Below are 15,605 nucleotides of genomic sequence, written 5' to 3' on the forward strand. Positions count from 1 at the left end.
TCGTCGCGCGGCTAGACCCACCGCCGCAGCAGTCGCTCGGCCTCGTCGCACAGCCGTTCCATGACCTCGGCGGCTGAACACGGTTCGCGCACCATGCCGACGCCCTGTCCGGCGTTGACGGGCGCCACCCGGTAATCCTCGTCGGCGACCGCTTCAGCGAGAGCCGCGCGGGCGTCGGCGTCGACCAGTTCCTCGCGACCATCGAAGCGGTCCACGAAATCGTTGCGCAGAACACGCTCGGGAAGCGTTGCCGGCCAGGGATATTCCTGCGCCACGTCGAAAACCCGCGTGGTCACCGTGTCGTCAGCGCTCGCCGCCAGAAGTGGTACCCGGGCAGCGGGCGACGTCAAAGCTTCGGTGCAGGTGGTGAACACGGTGCCGAGCCACGCGCCGGCGGCTCCCGCGGCCAGTACCGCGGCCAGCCCCCGGCCGGAGGCGATGCCGCCCGCGGCGAGCACAGGTACGGGCACCGCGTCGAGCACCTCCGCGAGCAACGGCAGGGTGCCGATGCGCGGCTCACCGTGCCCTCCGCCTTCGGCTCCGCGCGCCACCACCACGTCAACACCGGCGTCGACCGCCCGCCGAGCGGCGGTCACATCGGCCACTTGCACGGCCACCGGCACGCCCGCGTCGTGGGCTCTGTGCACCCACGCCCAGTCGTCGCCGAAGCTCACAGCCAACAGCGCCGGCTTCGCCGACAGCGCGACCTCCAGCAGGTCGGGCTCGGCCTTCAGCACCCAGTGCACGAGACCGATGCCGAACGGATGCGCAAGCCCGGACACGTGCGGCAGTTCGGCCGCCAAGCGCGCGGCCGTCGCCGAACTGCCCATCCCGATCATGCCGAGCCCGCCCGCCCGGGACACCGCCGCGGCCAGAGCACCGCCCGCCGCTCCGCCCATCGGGGCGTTGACGATCGGCGCCGCCAGCCCCATCCGACGGGACCACAGTGTCGACAAGGCCACGCAGCGGGACCCTACTCTTTTGCTACCGTGGACGGCGATTGGCATGTGGACCATGCGATCCGGACGAGGGGCACCGTACCCGGCCAGCGACAAGACGGCGCCGACGGAGTTGTGTGATGGCTTGGTTGATTCTGGTCGTGTCTGGGGTTCTGGAAGCGGTGTGGGCGTCCGCACTCAGCAAGACGGAGGGCTTCACCCGCGTGGGCCCCTCGGCGGTGTTCGTGGTGGCACTGGTGCTCTCGATGGTCGGGCTGGGCTTCGCGATGCGCAGCCTGCCCCCCGGCACCAGCTATGCGGTCTGGGTCGGGATCGGCGCGGCGCTGACCGTCGCCTACGCGATGATCACCGGAGCCGAAAGCGCGTCGCCGATCAAGGTTTTGTTGATCGTCGGCATCATCGGCTGTGTCGTCGGGCTCAAAGCGGTCAGCTAACGATCGCGTGTCCAGCGCGAAATCCCCAGCGCACCAAGCGCTCCCGCTGCGGCGGCGGTCAACACACCGCCCATGCCGACGCCCTCCCGGAGCTGCACACGCGGCGTGATCCGGGCGAGGCCGGGCGGCTCGACGGGGGCGGCCTCCAAGTTCTCGGTCGACGTGGCGGCCCAAGCCGTGGCGAACAGGATGAGCCTCGCGGTGATGTAGGCGAACACCATCAGGCCCAGCACCGGGCCGAACGTCGCCCCCGCCGGGCCGGTCACCACCGACCGCAGGTAAATCGACGCCACCTGCTTGAAGATCTCGAACGCCACCGCCGTCAGCAACCCGGCGCGTAGCGCGGAGCGCAAGCTGATCGATTCGCGGGGCAGGCGCGCGATGATCCAGGTGAACAGCAGCCAGCTGATCAACACCGAAACCAACAGCGACACCACCCGCAGCAGGATGCTCATGCCCGGAACATCCTGCAGCCCAACCCATTCCACCGCTTTGCGCGCCAGTCCGGAACTGCTGACCACTGTTAGCGCGACGGTGAGTGCGATCGCGAGGAACAGGCCCACCATCGCCGTCAGATCCGACAGCTTGGTGCGCAGGAAGCCCTTTTGGTCCCCGCGCATCAGGCCCCACATCTGGCTCAGCGCCTCGCGCAGATTCGCCATCCAGCCCAGACCGGCCCACGCGGCGGCGAGCAGCCCGATGACACCGACAGAGGTGCGGGACTCGATCGCCGAGTCCATCAGCTCGACCAGTTGGGTGGCGAAGTCACCGGACACCGATGACCTGATCCGGTCCTGGATTTCGGCGAGCAGTTCCGGTTGGCTGGCCAGGATGAAACCGGCGACGGAGAATCCGACCATCAGCAAGGGAAACATCGCGAAGATCGTGAAGTAGGTGATGCCGGCCGCGTAGAAGTCGCCCTTACTGTCCTTGTATCGCTCCTGCGCCCGCATGACATGGTCGAACCAGCGGTACCGCGCCCGGAATCGATCGACGAATCCGGGCTTGTCGTCCGGCTCGGCTTGTGTCACGCCAGCCTCCCCAACATCTCAACCGCGCCGCCGCAGAAACCCTAATCGCTCGTATACCCGTTCCAGCGTCTTCGCAGACACTTCGCGGGCGCGCTCGGCGCCCACCGCCAACACCGATTCCAGTTCCGCGGGATCGGCCAGCAGTTCGTCGACCCTGGCCTTGATCGGGCCGACGAACTCGACGACGGCCTCCGCGGTGTCGGACTTCAGATCGCCGTATCCACGACCCGCGTAACCATCGACAAGCTTGTCGACGTCGGCGCCGGTGACCGCCGACTGGATGGTCAGCAGGTTCGAGACACCGGGTTTGGCGTCGGGGTCGTAGCGCACCTCGCGCTCGCTGTCGGTGACCGCCGAGCGAATCTTCTTGGCCGACGCTTTCGGATCGTCGAGCAGGCTGATCAACCCGGCGTCGGTGCCCGCCGACTTGCTCATCTTCGACGTCGGGTCCTGCAGATCGAAGATCTTGGCCGTCGCCTTCGGGATCAGCGGTTCGGGGATGACGAACGTCTCCGGGAAGCGCGAGTTGAACCGTTGCGCCACATCGCGCGCCAACTCCAGGTGCTGGCGCTGATCCTCCCCGACCGGAACCAGATCGGTGTCGTACAGCAGCACGTCGGCGGCCATCAGCACCGGATAGGTGAACAACCCGACCGTGGTGGCCTCGCTGCCTTCCTTCTGCGACTTGTCCTTGAACTGCGTCATCCGCGATGCCTGCCCGAAACCGGTGAAACAGCCCAACACCCACGACAATTCGGTGTGCGCCGGTACATGGCTCTGCACGAAGATCGTGCTGCGCGCGGGGTCGATACCCAGCGCCAGGTACTGCGCCGCGGTAACCAGCGTGCGCCGTCGCAGCTGTTCGGGGTCCTGCGGAATCGTGATCGCATGCAGGTCCACCACGCAGAAGAACGCGTCGTGGTCGTCCTGCAGACCGACCCACTGCGTGATCGCCCCCAACGCGTTGCCGAGGTGCAGTGAGTCGGAGGTGGGTTGGACGCCGGAGAAGACGACGGGGCGCGAACTGCTCATGATGCGCCCATCTTTTCACAAGCGATTTGTGCACCGTTTGGAGCGGTGAGTGGCTGTTGGGAATTGCCGGTAGAGGTGTCTGGTGATGGTGAATGGTCGGGTGACCAGTTGTCGACCGGCGGCGATCGGCGGGTTATCCGGTGGCGTGGTGGAGTCGGGTGAGGTTGAGGGCTGCGGCGGCCAGGTGAAGTTCGGCGGTGACTGCTGTGAGTCCGCGTCGGGCGTAGCGGCGTAGTCCGATGCGGTCTTTGAGGTGTCCGATAACGGGTTCCACGGTCGCTGACCGGCGTTGGTATCGCTGTGCCTGATCGGGATCGCGCAGAATGTGACGCATCGCATCAGTCGGTGACAGATCCGGCGGTGGAGGGCCCTGGCTGGGTTGGTTTTTAGCGTCCCGGTGGACGACTCGGCCGCTGCCGGGGGCGATGAGCCGCTCGGGTCCGGGGCTGGTGAGGTTGGCTTCGGTGAAGTAGCCGTTGTCGGCCAACGCCAGCCCGATCGTCTTGCCCAACGCATCCATCTGAGCGGTTGCTGCGGCCAAAGCCGGTGTCCAACAATGCAGATCGTTAGCGTCTTGGGATACGTGCACCCCGATCACGAGGTGATCATCAGAAGACACGATCTGACTGTTGTAGCCCTGAACCGACCCCCCGCCGGAGCCCTCGACCATCAACCGCGCCTCGGGGTCGGTCAGATTGACCACAGGTCCTCCCGTGGGGCCGCGACGGGCCTGGTCGCGATCCCGGATGCGTGCGACTGCACCGCGCCGATCGACCACCCCGGCTGCCTGGTCCTGTTGGGCGCGTCGCAGCCCAGCTTGAGCTTTTCTGAGGTTCTTGCCGATATCGCGGCGCGCCCTGGCTTGTACGGTCCCGCGCACGTTGATCACCGACGCCAGCCGGTGCTGTTCGCGGGCAATCCTGGCCCGCCACAACCGGACCTGATCGGTACCTGCCGGCGGGGCACCCACCACCGTTTCACCAGATTCGACTCGCTGCAGATACTGCTCCTGGCGGTCCTGATCGGCAGCGTCGGCCTCGGCGTCGCAAGCGTCCTGACGTCGGATTTCTTCCATCGCTTTTTTGATCGCGGCTACGCGCCCGGCCGGGGTCTTCATCTCCGCCGGCGGCCCCGCGGCGGGCACACCGGCGGCGACCTCGGCGGCGTCTTCGGCGGCATCGACGGCGGCTGCGTCGCTGACTGCGGCTTCGGCGATCCGGCGGGACTGCTCACGCACCCACTGCCGAGACCGATTGGCTGATTTCGAGGCGTTGGCAGCGATCTTGGTGCCGTCGATGGCGATCGACTCGATGCGCACCATCTGCGCCTGGGCACACAACCGCAGCACCTGAGCGAACAGGTCGGTGAACGCGTCGTCGTGCTCGGCGCGGAACCGCGCGATCGTGGTGTGATCCGGGGCGTCTTGAGCGCACAGCACCCGGTAAGCGACATGATCAGCGCACAGCCGTTCAATCCGGCGCGAAGACCGCTGACCCGAGGCATAGGCATAGATCAACAACGCCACCAACATCTTCGGGTCATAACCGGCTCGCCCGACACCGCCGGTACGCCGACCAGCGTGAAACGCCGAGGTATCCAACTGCTCGACGGCATCGAGGATGAACCACACCAGATGATCAGCAGCCAGCCAATCCGCCATATTCGGCGGCAACAGAAACTGCTGATCACGCTCTACCGGACGATAAGAATGAGCCACCCACTCATCCTCGAACCGACCCCGTCACAAACCCGCCAACGACACAATCCATTTCGCAACAGCCACTGAGCGCTCCAAAACGTACACAAGTCACCCGATGGCGCGCGGAGTCTCCTGATCCCGAACCTGCTCGAGCGCCCGCCGAGCGAACACCCACCGCTCGGTGATCGTCATCTGCCCGCGGCCCCTGCCCAGGAAGGTGACGAACCACGAGAAGATCGCGGCGATACGGTTGCGGCCGCCGACGAGGTAGTACAGATGCAGGCCGAGCCAGGCCAGCCAGGCGATGAACCCGCCGAACTCGAGCTTGCCGACCTTGCAGACCGCGGAAAACCGCGACACCGTAGCCATGCTGCCTTTGTCGAGGTACTTGAACGGCTTTCGGGCGCTCGGATCGGCACCCTTGAGTTCACTCTTGATCTGCTTCGTGGCGTACTTGGCGCCCTGGATCGCGCCCGGTGCCTGTCCCGGCACGCCGGGCACGCTCATCAGGTCGCCGATCACGAAGACGTTGGGATGGCCCTTGACGGTGAGATCGGGTTCGACGACCACCCGGCCAGCGCGATCCACCTCGGTGCCGTCGGACTGCTGGGCGATCAGCTTGCCGAGCGGGCTGGCCTGAACGCCGGCCGACCACACCTTGACGGCGCACTCGATCCGGTGCTCGGACCCGTCCTTCTCCTTGACGGTCAGACCCTTGTAGTCCACGTCGGTCACCATGGTGTTCAGCTTGACCTCGACGCCCAGCTTCTCCAGCCGACGCTGCGCCTTGAGCCCGAGCTTGGGGCCCATCGGCGGCATCACGGCGCCGCCGGCCTCGATCAGGATCACCCGGGCCTCGGTCGGGTTGATCGCGCGGAACGCCCCGGCCAGGGTCCGATCCGCCAGCTCGGCGATCTGCCCGACCACCTCGACACCGGTCGGCCCGCCACCGACGACGACAAAGGTCAGCCGGCGTTGCCGTTCGTCCGCCGACGTGGTCACCTCGGCCGCTTCGAACGCGCCGAGGATGCGGCCCCGTAGTTCGAGGGCGTCGTCGATGGTCTTCATGCCGGGCGCGAAGGCCTCGAAATGGTCGTTGCCGAAATACGACTGCTGCGCGCCGGCGGCCACGATCAGGCTGTCGAAGGGGACCACCCGCTCCCAGTCGAGCAGCTTGGAGGTGACGGTCTTGTTCTCGAGGTCGATACCGACGACCTCACCGAGCAGTACCTCGGCATTCTTCTGCTTGCGCAAGATGATTCGCGTCGCGGGCGCGATCTCACCGACGGACAGGATGCCAGTCGCGACCTGGTACAGCAGCGGCTGGAACAGGTGGTGGGTCGTCTTGGCGATCAGCGTGACGTCGACGTCGGCTCGTTTGAGGTGCTTGGCGGCGAACAGCCCGCCGAAGCCCGACCCGATGACGACCACGCGATGGCGGCGGGGCACTTCGTTGTCGACGGTCATGGTCTGCGCTCCTCCCGACGCACCGGATTCACCGACCCTATCGGTATTCGACCGTCACTGGCGCGTGGTCGGACCAGCGCAGCGCGTACGCCGCGGCGCGTTCGACCCTTGCCGCCACCGCACGCGCCGCCAACTCCGGCGTCGCCAACTGGTAGTCGATGCGCCAGCCCGCGTCGTTGTCGAAGGCCCGGCCACGCCAGGACCACCATGCGTACGGGCCCGGCCGACCGGGGTGCAACTCGCGGACCACATCCGCCCATCCCGTCCCGAGAAGCTCGCTGAGCCACTGCCGTTCGGCCGGCAGAAAGCCCGACTTCTTGACGTTGCCCTTCCAGTTCTTGATGTCGTTCTCGGTGTGGGCGATGTTCCAGTCGCCGCAGACGACGGCGTCGCGGCCCGCGCACGCCAGCTTCGCCATCCGCGCGGCGAGCACCGCCATGAACCGTTCCTTCTCCGACTGTCGCGGCGTGCCCGCCTCGCCGGTCTGGATGTACACGCTGGCGACCGTCAGTCCAGCGGTGTCGGCCTCCAGGTACCGTCCGTGCGAACCGAATTCGTCGGACTCGATGAGCCGCGTGGCCTCGATCCGGTGACGGGACAGAACGGCAACGCCGCTGCGGCCCTTGACATGCGGTTCGGCGGACGCCAAATGCCAACCGTCGGACAGCGCCGGCGCCAACGCGGCGGCCAACTGTGCGTCGTCGGCCCGAGTCTCCTGTAGGCACACCACGTCGGCGGTGGTTTCGGTCAGCCAGGGCAGCAGTCCGAGGTTCTGCGCAGACCGCTGCTTGACGGCGGCCCGGATCCCGTTGACGTTGACGGTGCTGACGATCAGCGAACTCACAGCGGCCGACCCTACCGACGTACTTGCGGTACCGCCGGTATCACCTTAATGTCGGGCTGATGCCTAGAAAGTTGCCACGCGACCCACTCCACGTCGGCTCCGGCGAGCCAATGCTGTTGCTACACCCGTTCATGATGTCGCAGAACGTGTGGAAGAAAGTCGCCCCGCTGATTGCCGACACCGGCCGGTACGAGGTGTTCGCACCAACCATGCTCGGCCACAACGGCGGCGGCAAGGGCCCCTTCTTCCTCGACTCCGCCTCGCTGGCCGACGACGTCGAGCGCAGGCTCGACGCGCTCGGCTGGGACACCGCGCACATCGTCGGCAACTCGCTGGGCGGCTGGGTGGCTTTTGAACTCGAGCGCCGCGGCCGCGCCCGCACGCTGACCGGCATCGCCCCCGCCGGCGGCTGGAAGCACTTCACGCCCGCGAAGTTCGAGATCGTCGGTAAGTTTCTCGCGGGCCTGCCGATCTGGCTGGTGGCGCTGGCGCTCAAAGAGCGGGTACTGAAGCTGCCGATCACCCGGCATCTGACGTACCCCGCGGTCAGCGCCACGGTGGACGGCCTGTCCGACGAGGACGTGCGCGACATCATCGACGACGTCTCGCACTGCCCGGCGTACTACCAGCTTTTGGTGAAGGCGCTGTTGATGCCGGGCCTTCTGGAACTGGCCGAAGGCAAAGCGCCGACACACCTGGTGATCTGCGAGAAGGATCGGGTGCTGCCGCATCCGCGGTTCACCCGCCATTTCAGCACGCACCTACCGTCGAGCACAGAGGTCACCCACCTCGACGGTGTCGGGCACATCCCGATGTTCGAGGCGCCACAACGGGTCGCCGACGTGATCCTCGAGTTCGTCGACCGGTACGCGACACCGCAACCCAGGGAAGCGCTCGGCGGCTAAGCCTCCGTCACCGGCTGAACAGTCGCGCCTTCCAGCACCGAGTTCAGCGTCTTGCTCGGCCGCATCACCGCCGTGGTCTTCTCGCGGTCCGGGTAGTAGTAACCGCCGATGTCGACCGAATCACCTTGCACCTCGGCGAGTTCGGTGATGATGGCGTCCTCGTTCTCGCCAAGCGTCTTGGCGAGCCCGGCGAAGTGATCGGCCAGTTCCTTGTCGTCGGTCTGCTCGGCGAGTTCCTGCGCCCAGTACATGGCGAGGTAGAACTGGCTGCCCCGGTTGTCCAGCTCGCCGGTCTTGCGTGACGGGCTCTTGTTGTTGTCCAACAGCTTTCCGATCGCCGAGTCGAGCGTCTTGCCCAGCAACACGGCGCGCTTGTTGTCGGTCTTGCGGCCGATGTCCTCGAAACACGCGCCGAGCGCGAGGAATTCACCGAGCGAGTCCCAGCGCAGGTGGTTCTCCTCGACCAGCTGGTGGACGTGCTTGGGGGCCGAACCGCCCGCGCCGGTCTCGTACATGCCGCCACCGGCCATCAGCGGCACGATCGAGAGCATCTTGGCGCTGGTGCCCAACTCGAGGATGGGGAACAGGTCGGTCAGATAGTCGCGCAGGATGTTGCCGGTCACGGCGATCGTGTCCTGGCCGCGGATCAACCGCTCCAGCGTGTACCGCATCGCCCACACCTGCGGCATGATCTGGATCTTCAGGCCCTCGGTGTCGTGCTCGTTCAGGTACTCCTTGACCTTCTTGCGCAATTCGACCTCGTGCGGACGCTCGGTGTCGAGCCAGAACAAGGCGGTCATGTCCGAGGCCCGGGCCCGCGTGACGGCCAGCTTGACCCAGTCCCGGATCGCGGCGTCCTTGACGACGGGCATCCGCCAGATGTCGCCGGTCTCGACCTTCTGCGTCAGTAGTACCTCGCCGGTGTCGATGTCGACGATGTTGGCGACCCCGTCCTCGGGAATCTCGAAGGTCTTGTCGTGGCTGCCGTACTCCTCGGCCTTCTGCGCCATCAACCCGACGTTCGGAACCGTGCCCATGGTCGTGGGATCGAACTGCCCATGGGTCTTACAGAAGTTCACCATCTCCTGATAGATGCGGCTGAAGGTGGATTCCGGATTGACCGCCTTGGTGTCCTTGGTGCGCCCGTCCGCGCCGTACATCTTTCCGCCGAGCCGGATCATGGCCGGCATCGACGCGTCGACGATCACGTCGCTGGGCGAGTGGAAGTTGGTGATGCCGCGGGCCGAGTCGACCATGGCCAGTTCCGGCCGGTGCTCGTGCACGGCATGGATGTCCTGGACGATCTCTTCGCGTTGCGATGCCGGCAGCGACTGGATCTTGTCGTACAGATCCGACATTCCGTTGTTGACGTTGACCCCGAGTTCGTCGAGCACCTTCTGGTGCTTGGCGAACGCCTCCTTGTAGAAGACCTTGACCGCGTGCCCGAACACGATCGGGTGCGACACCTTCATCATGGTGGCCTTGACGTGCAGCGAGAACATCACGCCGGTCTTGTAGGCGTCCTCGATCTGTTCCTCGAAGAACTCGCACAACGCCTTTTTGCTCATGAACATGCTGTCGATGATGTCGCCGTCGTCGAGCGCCACTTCCGGCTTGAGGACCAGCGTCTCGCCGCTTTTGGTCTCGAGCACCATCTTGACCTTGCGGTCCTTGTCGAGCGTCATCGACTTCTCGCCGTGGTAGAAGTCGCCGCGCTTCATGGTGGCCACGTGAGTGCGCGACGCCTGCGACCACTCCCCCATGCTGTGCGGATGCTTGCGCGCGTACTCCTTGACGGCCTTCGGCGCGCGACGGTCCGAATTACCTTGCCGCAGAACCGGGTTCACCGCGCTGCCGAGGATCTTGGCGTAGCGATCCTTGATCTTCTTCTCCTCGTCGGTCTTCGGCTCACCGGGGTAGTCCGGCAGGTCGTAGCCCTTGCCCTTCAACTCCTTGATCGCGGCCAGCAGCTGAGGCACCGAAGCGCTGATGTTCGGCAGCTTTATGATGTTGGTGTCCGGTTGCGCAGTCAGCTCCCCCAACCGGGCAAGGTTGTCGGGGACGCGCTGCTCTTCGGTCAGCCGGTCGGAGAACTCGGCGAGGATGCGCGCCGCCACCGAGATGTCGCTTGTCTCGACGTTGATGCCGGCCGGTTCGGTGAACGTGCGAACGATCGGCAGGAACGCGTAGGTCGCCAGCAGCGGCGCCTCGTCGGTCAGCGTGTAGATGATGGTCGGCTGCTCGGCAGTCATTCGGTGTTCTCCCGGCGTCGGTTGCGGTCGGTTCGAGGATTGTCGGTGTCGCGTCGACTACCAGTATTGCCTCGGACATGACGCTACGTGTGAGCCAGGGGGTGCCCGCCCAACGGCCGAGAATTAGCTACCAACCAGTAGCTTTGCCGCCGACCCTGGTGTACGTCTCGCGAGCACAGGGCGGTGGAGGCGTCGAGCGTCCGCCCGCTGGCACGCCCCACGAGAAATGCGATACGCTTCTGTCCGGTCATGAGTGCCAGCGACAAGCCCCGGCTTGCTGGTCGGCAACCCTCCAACCGCGGTGGGGTGCCCCGGGTGATGACCAGGTTGAGTAACCGCTAAAGCGGCTGCCGGCAAGCGCGGGTCCGTCATGACGGGCCCCCAGACACAGATGGAGGTCCGTTCCGCATGAGCGCGCCAGAAGACCCGACCGCAAAATGGTCGTTCGAGACCAAACAGGTCCATGCCGGCCAAGTCCCCGACGCGGCCACCAACGCGCGGGCGCTGCCGATCTACCAGACGACCTCGTACACGTTCAACAGCACCGAGCACGCCGCCGCGCTGTTCGGGCTCGCCGAGCCGGGCAACATCTACACCCGGATCATGAACCCCACGACCGACGTCGTCGAGCAGCGCATCGCCGCGCTCGAAGGCGGCGTCGCGGCGCTGTTCCTGGCGTCCGGCCAGGCCGCGTCGACGTTTGCGATCCTCAACCTCGCCGACAGCGGCGACCACATCGTGTCCAGCCCCCGCCTCTACGGCGGCACCTACAACCTGTTCCACTACACGCTGCCCAAGATCGGCATCGAGGTCAGCTTCGTGGAGGACGCCGACGATCTCGACTCCTGGCGCGCCGCGGTGCGGCCGAACACCAAGGCGTTCTTCGCCGAGACCATCTCCAACCCGCAGATCGACGTGCTCGACATCCCCAGCGTCGCCGCGGTCGCCCATGACGCGGGCGTGCCGTTGATCGTCGACAACACCATCGCCACGCCGTACCTGATCCAACCGCTGAGCCACGGCGCCGACATCGTCGTGCACTCGGCCACCAAGTACCTCGGCGGGCACGGCGCGGCGATCGCCGGGGTCATCGTCGACGGCGGCACCTTCGACTGGACCAACGGCAAGTTCAGTGGCTTCACCGAACCGGATCCCAGCTACCACGGTGTGGTGTTCGCCGAACTGGGTGCGCCCGCCTACGCGCTCAAGGCGCGCGTACAACTGCTGCGCGACCTGGGTTCGGCGGCGTCGCCGTTCAACGCGTTCCTGGTTGCGCAGGGCCTGGAAACGCTGAGCCTGCGTGTCGAACGGCACGTGGCCAACGCGCAGAAGGTGGCCGAGTATCTGCAGGGGCACTCCGATGTCATCTCGGTCAACTACGCCGGGCTGCCCTCTTCCCCGTGGTACGACCTCGGAAAGAAGCTGGCGCCCAAGGGCGCCGGTGCGGTGCTGGCCTTCGAGCTGGCCGGCGGCGTCGACGCGGGCAAGGCCTTCGTCAACGCGCTGACGTTGCACAGCCACGTCGCCAACATCGGCGATGTGCGGTCGCTGGTGATCCATCCGGCCTCGACCACGCACGCGCAGCTGTCACCGGAGGAGCAGTTGGCCACCGGCGTCACACCGGGTCTGGTGCGACTGGCGGTCGGCATCGAGGGCATCGACGACATCCTGGCCGACCTGGAGCAGGGCTTCGCCGCCGCCAAGCCGCTGCGCGCCGCCAAATCGACCGATCCGATCACCGCGGTGGCATTCTGATGACAATCTTTGAGGTGACCACTTTGAGTTTGCCCGCCGAAGGCGAGGTCGGCGTCATCGACATCGGCCCGCTGACACTGGAGAACGGTGCGGTCATCGACAACGTGTCGATTGCCGTTCAGCGCTGGGGCGAACTGTCGCCGCAGCGCGACAACGTGGTCGTCGTGCTGCACGCGCTGACCGGTGACTCGCACATCACCGGCCCGGCGGGCCCGGACCATCCGACCGTGGGCTGGTGGGACGGCGTCGCGGGCCCGGGCGGGCCGATCGACACCGGCCGCTGGTGCGCGGTGGCGACCAACGTGCTCGGCGGCTGCCGCGGCTCCACCGGCCCGAGCTCACCGCACCCCGACGGTAAGGCGTGGGGCTCGCGCTTCCCGCTGGTCTCCATCCGGGACCAGGTGGAGGCCGACATCGCCGCGCTCGACGCGCTCGGCATCACCGAGGTCGCCGCGGTCGTCGGCGGCTCGATGGGCGGTGCCAGGGCGTTGGAGTGGATGGTCGGCCACCCGGACAAGGTGCGCTCGGGACTGGTGCTCGCCGTCGGCGCGCGCGCCACCGCGGATCAGATCGGCACCCAGAGCTCGCAGATCGCGGCGATCAAGGCCGACCCGAACTGGCAGGAAGGGGACTATTACGGCACCGGGCGCTTCCCCGATCTCGGCATGGAGATCGCCCGCCGGTTCGCCCACCTGACCTATCGCGGCGAGGTCGAGCTCGACACCCGCTTCGCCAACGATCCGCAGGACGGCGAGGACCCGGGGGCCGGGGGCCGCTACGCGGTGCAGAGCTACTTGGAACACCAGGGCCGCAAGTTGGTGTCGCGGTTCGACGCGGGCACTTACGTCACCCTCACCGAGTCGCTTTCCAGCCATGACGTCGGTCGCGGCCGCGGTGGCATCGAGGCCGCGCTACGCGGGTGCCAGGTGCCGGCGGTGGTCGGCGGCATCACGTCCGACCGGCTCTACCCGCTGCGGCTGCAGCAGGAGCTGGCCGAGTTGTTGCCGGGCTGCGCCGCGCTGGACATCGTCGAGTCGGTCTACGGACACGACGGCTTCCTGGTGGAGACCGACGCCGTGTACAAGCTGATCCGCAAGACGCTGGAGCTGGCCTCAAATGACAGCGAATGACGGCGCAGTGACCCGCTCGGAGCAGGATCGCTCGCTGTCGTTCGGCGCGGAAGCCGCTGCCTACGAGCGGGGCCGGCCGTCGTATCCGCCCGACGCGATCAACTGGCTGCTGCCCGACGGCGCCACCACGGTGCTCGACCTCGGGGCGGGCACCGGCAAGCTGACGACCCGGCTCGTCGAGCGCGGCCTCGACGTGGTCGCCGTCGACCCCATCCCAGAAATGCTCGAGCTGCTGAGCAATTCGCTACCCGACACGCCCGCGCTGCTGGGCACCGCGGAGGAGATTCCGCTGCCCGACGACAGCGTCGACGCGGTGCTGGTGGCCCAGGCCTGGCACTGGTTCGATCTCGACCGCGCGGTCAAGGAAGTCGCCCGGGTGTTGCGCCCCGGCGGCCGGCTCGGCCTGGTGTGGAACACCCGCGACGAGCGGCTGGGCTGGGTGAAGGAGCTGGGCCGCATCATCGGCCATGAGGACGACCCGTTCAACGCCACCGTGACGCTGCCCGAGCCGTTCACCGCCGTCGAGCGTCACCAGGTCGAGTGGACCAACTACCTGACCCCGCAAGCACTCATCGATCTGGTGGCTTCCCGCAGCTACTGCATCACCTCCCCGGAGAAAGTGCGCACCCGCACGCTGGACCGCGTGCGTGAACTGCTGGCCACCCACCCGGCGCTTGCCAACTCCACCGGGCTGGCGCTGCCCTACGTCACCGTGTGTATCCGCGCTTCGCTGACCTGACGCCCGAAACTGAGCATGTGTTTCTCCTTCCGCCGCCGCGCGACTATGTAGCAGCGACGTCAGCCTGGCGGACCGAGTAGCTAGCAGCCGGATCGTGGCGGAATCTTACGAATGATGGTCGGAGTGCTGGCGGATCCGCCACGTTCGTGAGACAGGGTTTCTACCCCGTCGGTGTTGAGTGAGGAAGGCGTGAATCTCCTCGCCAACGCGTCCGGTGCGTTCTCGGCCGCAAAGTGTCCGGCGCCCGGCAAGACAAGTAGTGCGCCGACGGCAGGTGCGCTCGCATTCGCGGGTCTCGCGGCGAAGTAGGGCTCCGGGGTGCCCCAGATGATCAGCTTTGTGCCCGTGATCTCCCGGAGTCCCTGTTCGAGCAGTTGGCACTCAGATACATAGCCTTGCAGACGCTCGAGTTTGAGAATCGTTCGCCGCGTGGCGACGAAAGGCCCTGGAGATCATCGGCGGCCATTCCGTCGCACAGCAGCGTGAGCTTGCAGCGCGTCAGCCCGGCGTCCTCAGCGTTGAACGTGTCCCAGTCCCGTGCCGACGATTCGGCGGTGTTGCGTTCGATTAGGCGATCTCGGGTGTTCTGTGGCGCTGGTGTTCGATGCGGCGGGCCTTCGAGGTTGTCGAGGTACGCGGGGCTCGTTTCGCCGAATGTGCCGTTTGCAAGTTCGTTAACCTTGCGAGAGCGTGCCAGCCTCGCCTATCGGTTTATGGCGCGGGGTCTACCGGCGTCCCCCTGAACGGCGGCGCAGGCGCGAAGGTTGCACCCGGCTGTTGTTGACCGACGACCGGCGGTTCCCGGCCCGGGACCTCAGCAGCGGGCGGCTGCTGACTCGCCGGCGCAGCGGCCGGAGCTACGCAGGTCCATCGTGGGGAGCCGAAGGTTCCGTTCCACACTCCGCCGGATTCCTCGCAGCAGGCGGAAGTGGCCTTGCCCGTTTTGAGGCAGACGTCATACTTTTCGATATCCCACTCGCCGGGCGAACTCCCGTCGTTGGGTCTGGCGCTCCCGGTTGCCGGATATCCGAGTGCGATGACAGGCAGCGCAATGAAAACTGCGCATACTGCGGCCGGCACGAACCTGCGCAACGCGACGGGAAAAGTAGCATTCATGGTGTCGTCCTCACAGTTCAGGAGGTGGCTCGACGCCGATCCGACACCCGACGAAAGGTCGCCAAACTCGCCCGTATGGTTTCGCGAGCATTCGCTGAAAACCCGCTTCAGTCAATGCCGACGATCGCCTCGCCCGGCAACCCCTCCGCTCGATACAGCAGGCGAATCTCTACCCAAGCCTCCACGAAGACATTCCCATGTCATCCTCCTGGCTCGGGATAAAGCCATGCCACCGGCCAGGA

Annotated in this window: 12 protein-coding genes and 2 riboswitches; of the genes, 5 read left to right on the plus strand and 7 right to left on the minus strand. The window is 66.4% G+C overall.

The features are described from left to right. Positions 1 to 11: 11 nt before the first annotated feature. Complete coding sequence (locus G6N18_RS10625) at positions 12 to 1,007, minus strand: NAD(P)H-dependent flavin oxidoreductase (RefSeq protein ID WP_109749600.1); 996 nt, start codon at positions 1,005 to 1,007, stop codon at positions 12 to 14. Further along, positions 999 to 1,066: riboswitch (guanidine-III (ykkC-III) riboswitch) on the plus strand. (Overlaps the previous gene by 9 nt.) Before the next feature lie 12 nt (positions 1,067 to 1,078). On the opposite strand from G6N18_RS10625, the gene G6N18_RS10630 reads away from it, so the two are divergent. Beyond that, complete coding sequence (locus G6N18_RS10630) at positions 1,079 to 1,393, plus strand: DMT family transporter (RefSeq protein WP_067225190.1); 315 nt, start codon at positions 1,079 to 1,081, stop codon at positions 1,391 to 1,393. Here G6N18_RS10630 and yhjD read toward each other — a convergent pair. From yhjD to G6N18_RS10655, 5 genes are all read right to left on the minus strand, one after another. Then, entirely contained in the window at positions 1,390 to 2,424 is a 1,035-nt protein-coding gene (gene yhjD, locus G6N18_RS10635) for an inner membrane protein YhjD (protein WP_234806280.1), read from the minus strand. The genes G6N18_RS10630 and yhjD overlap by 4 nt on opposite strands. 18 nt (positions 2,425 to 2,442) lie before the next feature. Continuing rightward, positions 2,443 to 3,456, minus strand: a complete 1,014-nt coding sequence (trpS, locus tag G6N18_RS10640; RefSeq protein WP_083007308.1) for a tryptophan--tRNA ligase — start codon at positions 3,454 to 3,456, stop codon at positions 2,443 to 2,445. 133 nt (positions 3,457 to 3,589) lie between these two features. Next, positions 3,590 to 5,173, minus strand: coding sequence for a transposase (locus G6N18_RS10645; protein WP_244960082.1), 1,584 nt, complete (start codon positions 5,171 to 5,173; stop codon positions 3,590 to 3,592). Between the two features lie 90 nt (positions 5,174 to 5,263). Then, positions 5,264 to 6,622 (minus strand): NAD(P)/FAD-dependent oxidoreductase, encoded by a 1,359-nt coding sequence (locus tag G6N18_RS10650; protein WP_083000845.1) that lies wholly within the window; start codon positions 6,620 to 6,622, stop codon positions 5,264 to 5,266. A 37-nt stretch (positions 6,623 to 6,659) separates the two neighbouring features. After that, positions 6,660 to 7,457, minus strand: a complete 798-nt coding sequence (locus tag G6N18_RS10655) for an exodeoxyribonuclease III (protein ID WP_083001108.1) — start codon at positions 7,455 to 7,457, stop codon at positions 6,660 to 6,662. A gap of 68 nt (positions 7,458 to 7,525) precedes the next feature. On the opposite strand from G6N18_RS10655, the gene G6N18_RS10660 reads away from it, so the two are divergent. Further along, entirely contained in the window at positions 7,526 to 8,371 is an 846-nt protein-coding gene (locus tag G6N18_RS10660; protein WP_067225186.1) for an epoxide hydrolase EphH, read from the plus strand. Here the strand turns inward: G6N18_RS10660 and G6N18_RS10665 are convergent. Then, on the minus strand, positions 8,368 to 10,623 hold the full coding sequence (locus G6N18_RS10665) for an NADP-dependent isocitrate dehydrogenase (protein ID WP_083000847.1): 2,256 nt from the start codon (positions 10,621 to 10,623) through the stop codon (positions 8,368 to 8,370). The two genes, G6N18_RS10660 and G6N18_RS10665, sit on opposite strands and share 4 nt — an antisense overlap. Positions 10,624 to 10,868: 245 nt before the next feature. After that, positions 10,869 to 10,989: riboswitch (SAM riboswitch) on the plus strand. A gap of 42 nt (positions 10,990 to 11,031) precedes the next feature. On the opposite strand from G6N18_RS10665, the gene G6N18_RS10670 reads away from it, so the two are divergent. Genes G6N18_RS10670 through G6N18_RS10680 form a run of 3 tightly spaced genes read left to right on the plus strand, consistent with a single transcriptional unit; the run spans position 11,032 to position 14,247 of the window. Further along, positions 11,032 to 12,378 (plus strand): bifunctional o-acetylhomoserine/o-acetylserine sulfhydrylase, encoded by a 1,347-nt coding sequence (locus tag G6N18_RS10670; protein WP_083000848.1) that lies wholly within the window; start codon positions 11,032 to 11,034, stop codon positions 12,376 to 12,378. Next, positions 12,378 to 13,508, plus strand: coding sequence for a homoserine O-acetyltransferase MetX (gene metX / locus G6N18_RS10675; RefSeq protein WP_083000850.1), 1,131 nt, complete (start codon positions 12,378 to 12,380; stop codon positions 13,506 to 13,508). The genes G6N18_RS10670 and metX overlap by 1 nt, the downstream gene beginning before the upstream one ends. Further along, positions 13,495 to 14,247 carry a class I SAM-dependent methyltransferase gene (locus G6N18_RS10680; protein WP_179962391.1) on the plus strand — a complete coding sequence of 251 codons (753 nt, stop codon included), beginning with the start codon at positions 13,495 to 13,497 and terminating at the stop codon, positions 14,245 to 14,247. The genes metX and G6N18_RS10680 overlap by 14 nt, the downstream gene beginning before the upstream one ends. Positions 14,248 to 15,605: the final 1,358 nt, after the last annotated feature.

This window comes from Mycolicibacterium celeriflavum (assembly GCF_010731795.1).
Lineage (GTDB): Bacteria > Actinomycetota > Actinomycetes > Mycobacteriales > Mycobacteriaceae > Mycobacterium > Mycobacterium celeriflavum.

Excerpts from the sequence above, each read along its gene's own strand:
- G6N18_RS10650 (WP_083000845.1), bottom strand. The coding sequence starts at position 6,622 with ATGACCGTCGACAACGAAGTGCCCCGCCGCCATCGCGTGGTCGTCATC.
- G6N18_RS10680 (WP_179962391.1), top strand. The coding sequence starts at position 13,495 with ATGACAGCGAATGACGGCGCAGTGACCCGCTCGGAGCAGGATCGCTCG.
- G6N18_RS10625 (WP_109749600.1), bottom strand. The coding sequence starts at position 1,007 with ATGCCAATCGCCGTCCACGGTAGCAAAAGAGTAGGGTCCCGCTGCGTG.
- G6N18_RS10665 (WP_083000847.1), bottom strand. The coding sequence starts at position 10,623 with ATGACTGCCGAGCAGCCGACCATCATCTACACGCTGACCGACGAGGCG.
- trpS (WP_083007308.1), bottom strand. The coding sequence starts at position 3,456 with ATGAGCAGTTCGCGCCCCGTCGTCTTCTCCGGCGTCCAACCCACCTCC.
- G6N18_RS10660 (WP_067225186.1), top strand. The coding sequence starts at position 7,526 with ATGCCTAGAAAGTTGCCACGCGACCCACTCCACGTCGGCTCCGGCGAG.
- metX (WP_083000850.1), top strand. The coding sequence starts at position 12,378 with ATGACAATCTTTGAGGTGACCACTTTGAGTTTGCCCGCCGAAGGCGAG.
- G6N18_RS10630 (WP_067225190.1), top strand. The coding sequence starts at position 1,079 with ATGGCTTGGTTGATTCTGGTCGTGTCTGGGGTTCTGGAAGCGGTGTGG.
- G6N18_RS10670 (WP_083000848.1), top strand. The coding sequence starts at position 11,032 with ATGAGCGCGCCAGAAGACCCGACCGCAAAATGGTCGTTCGAGACCAAA.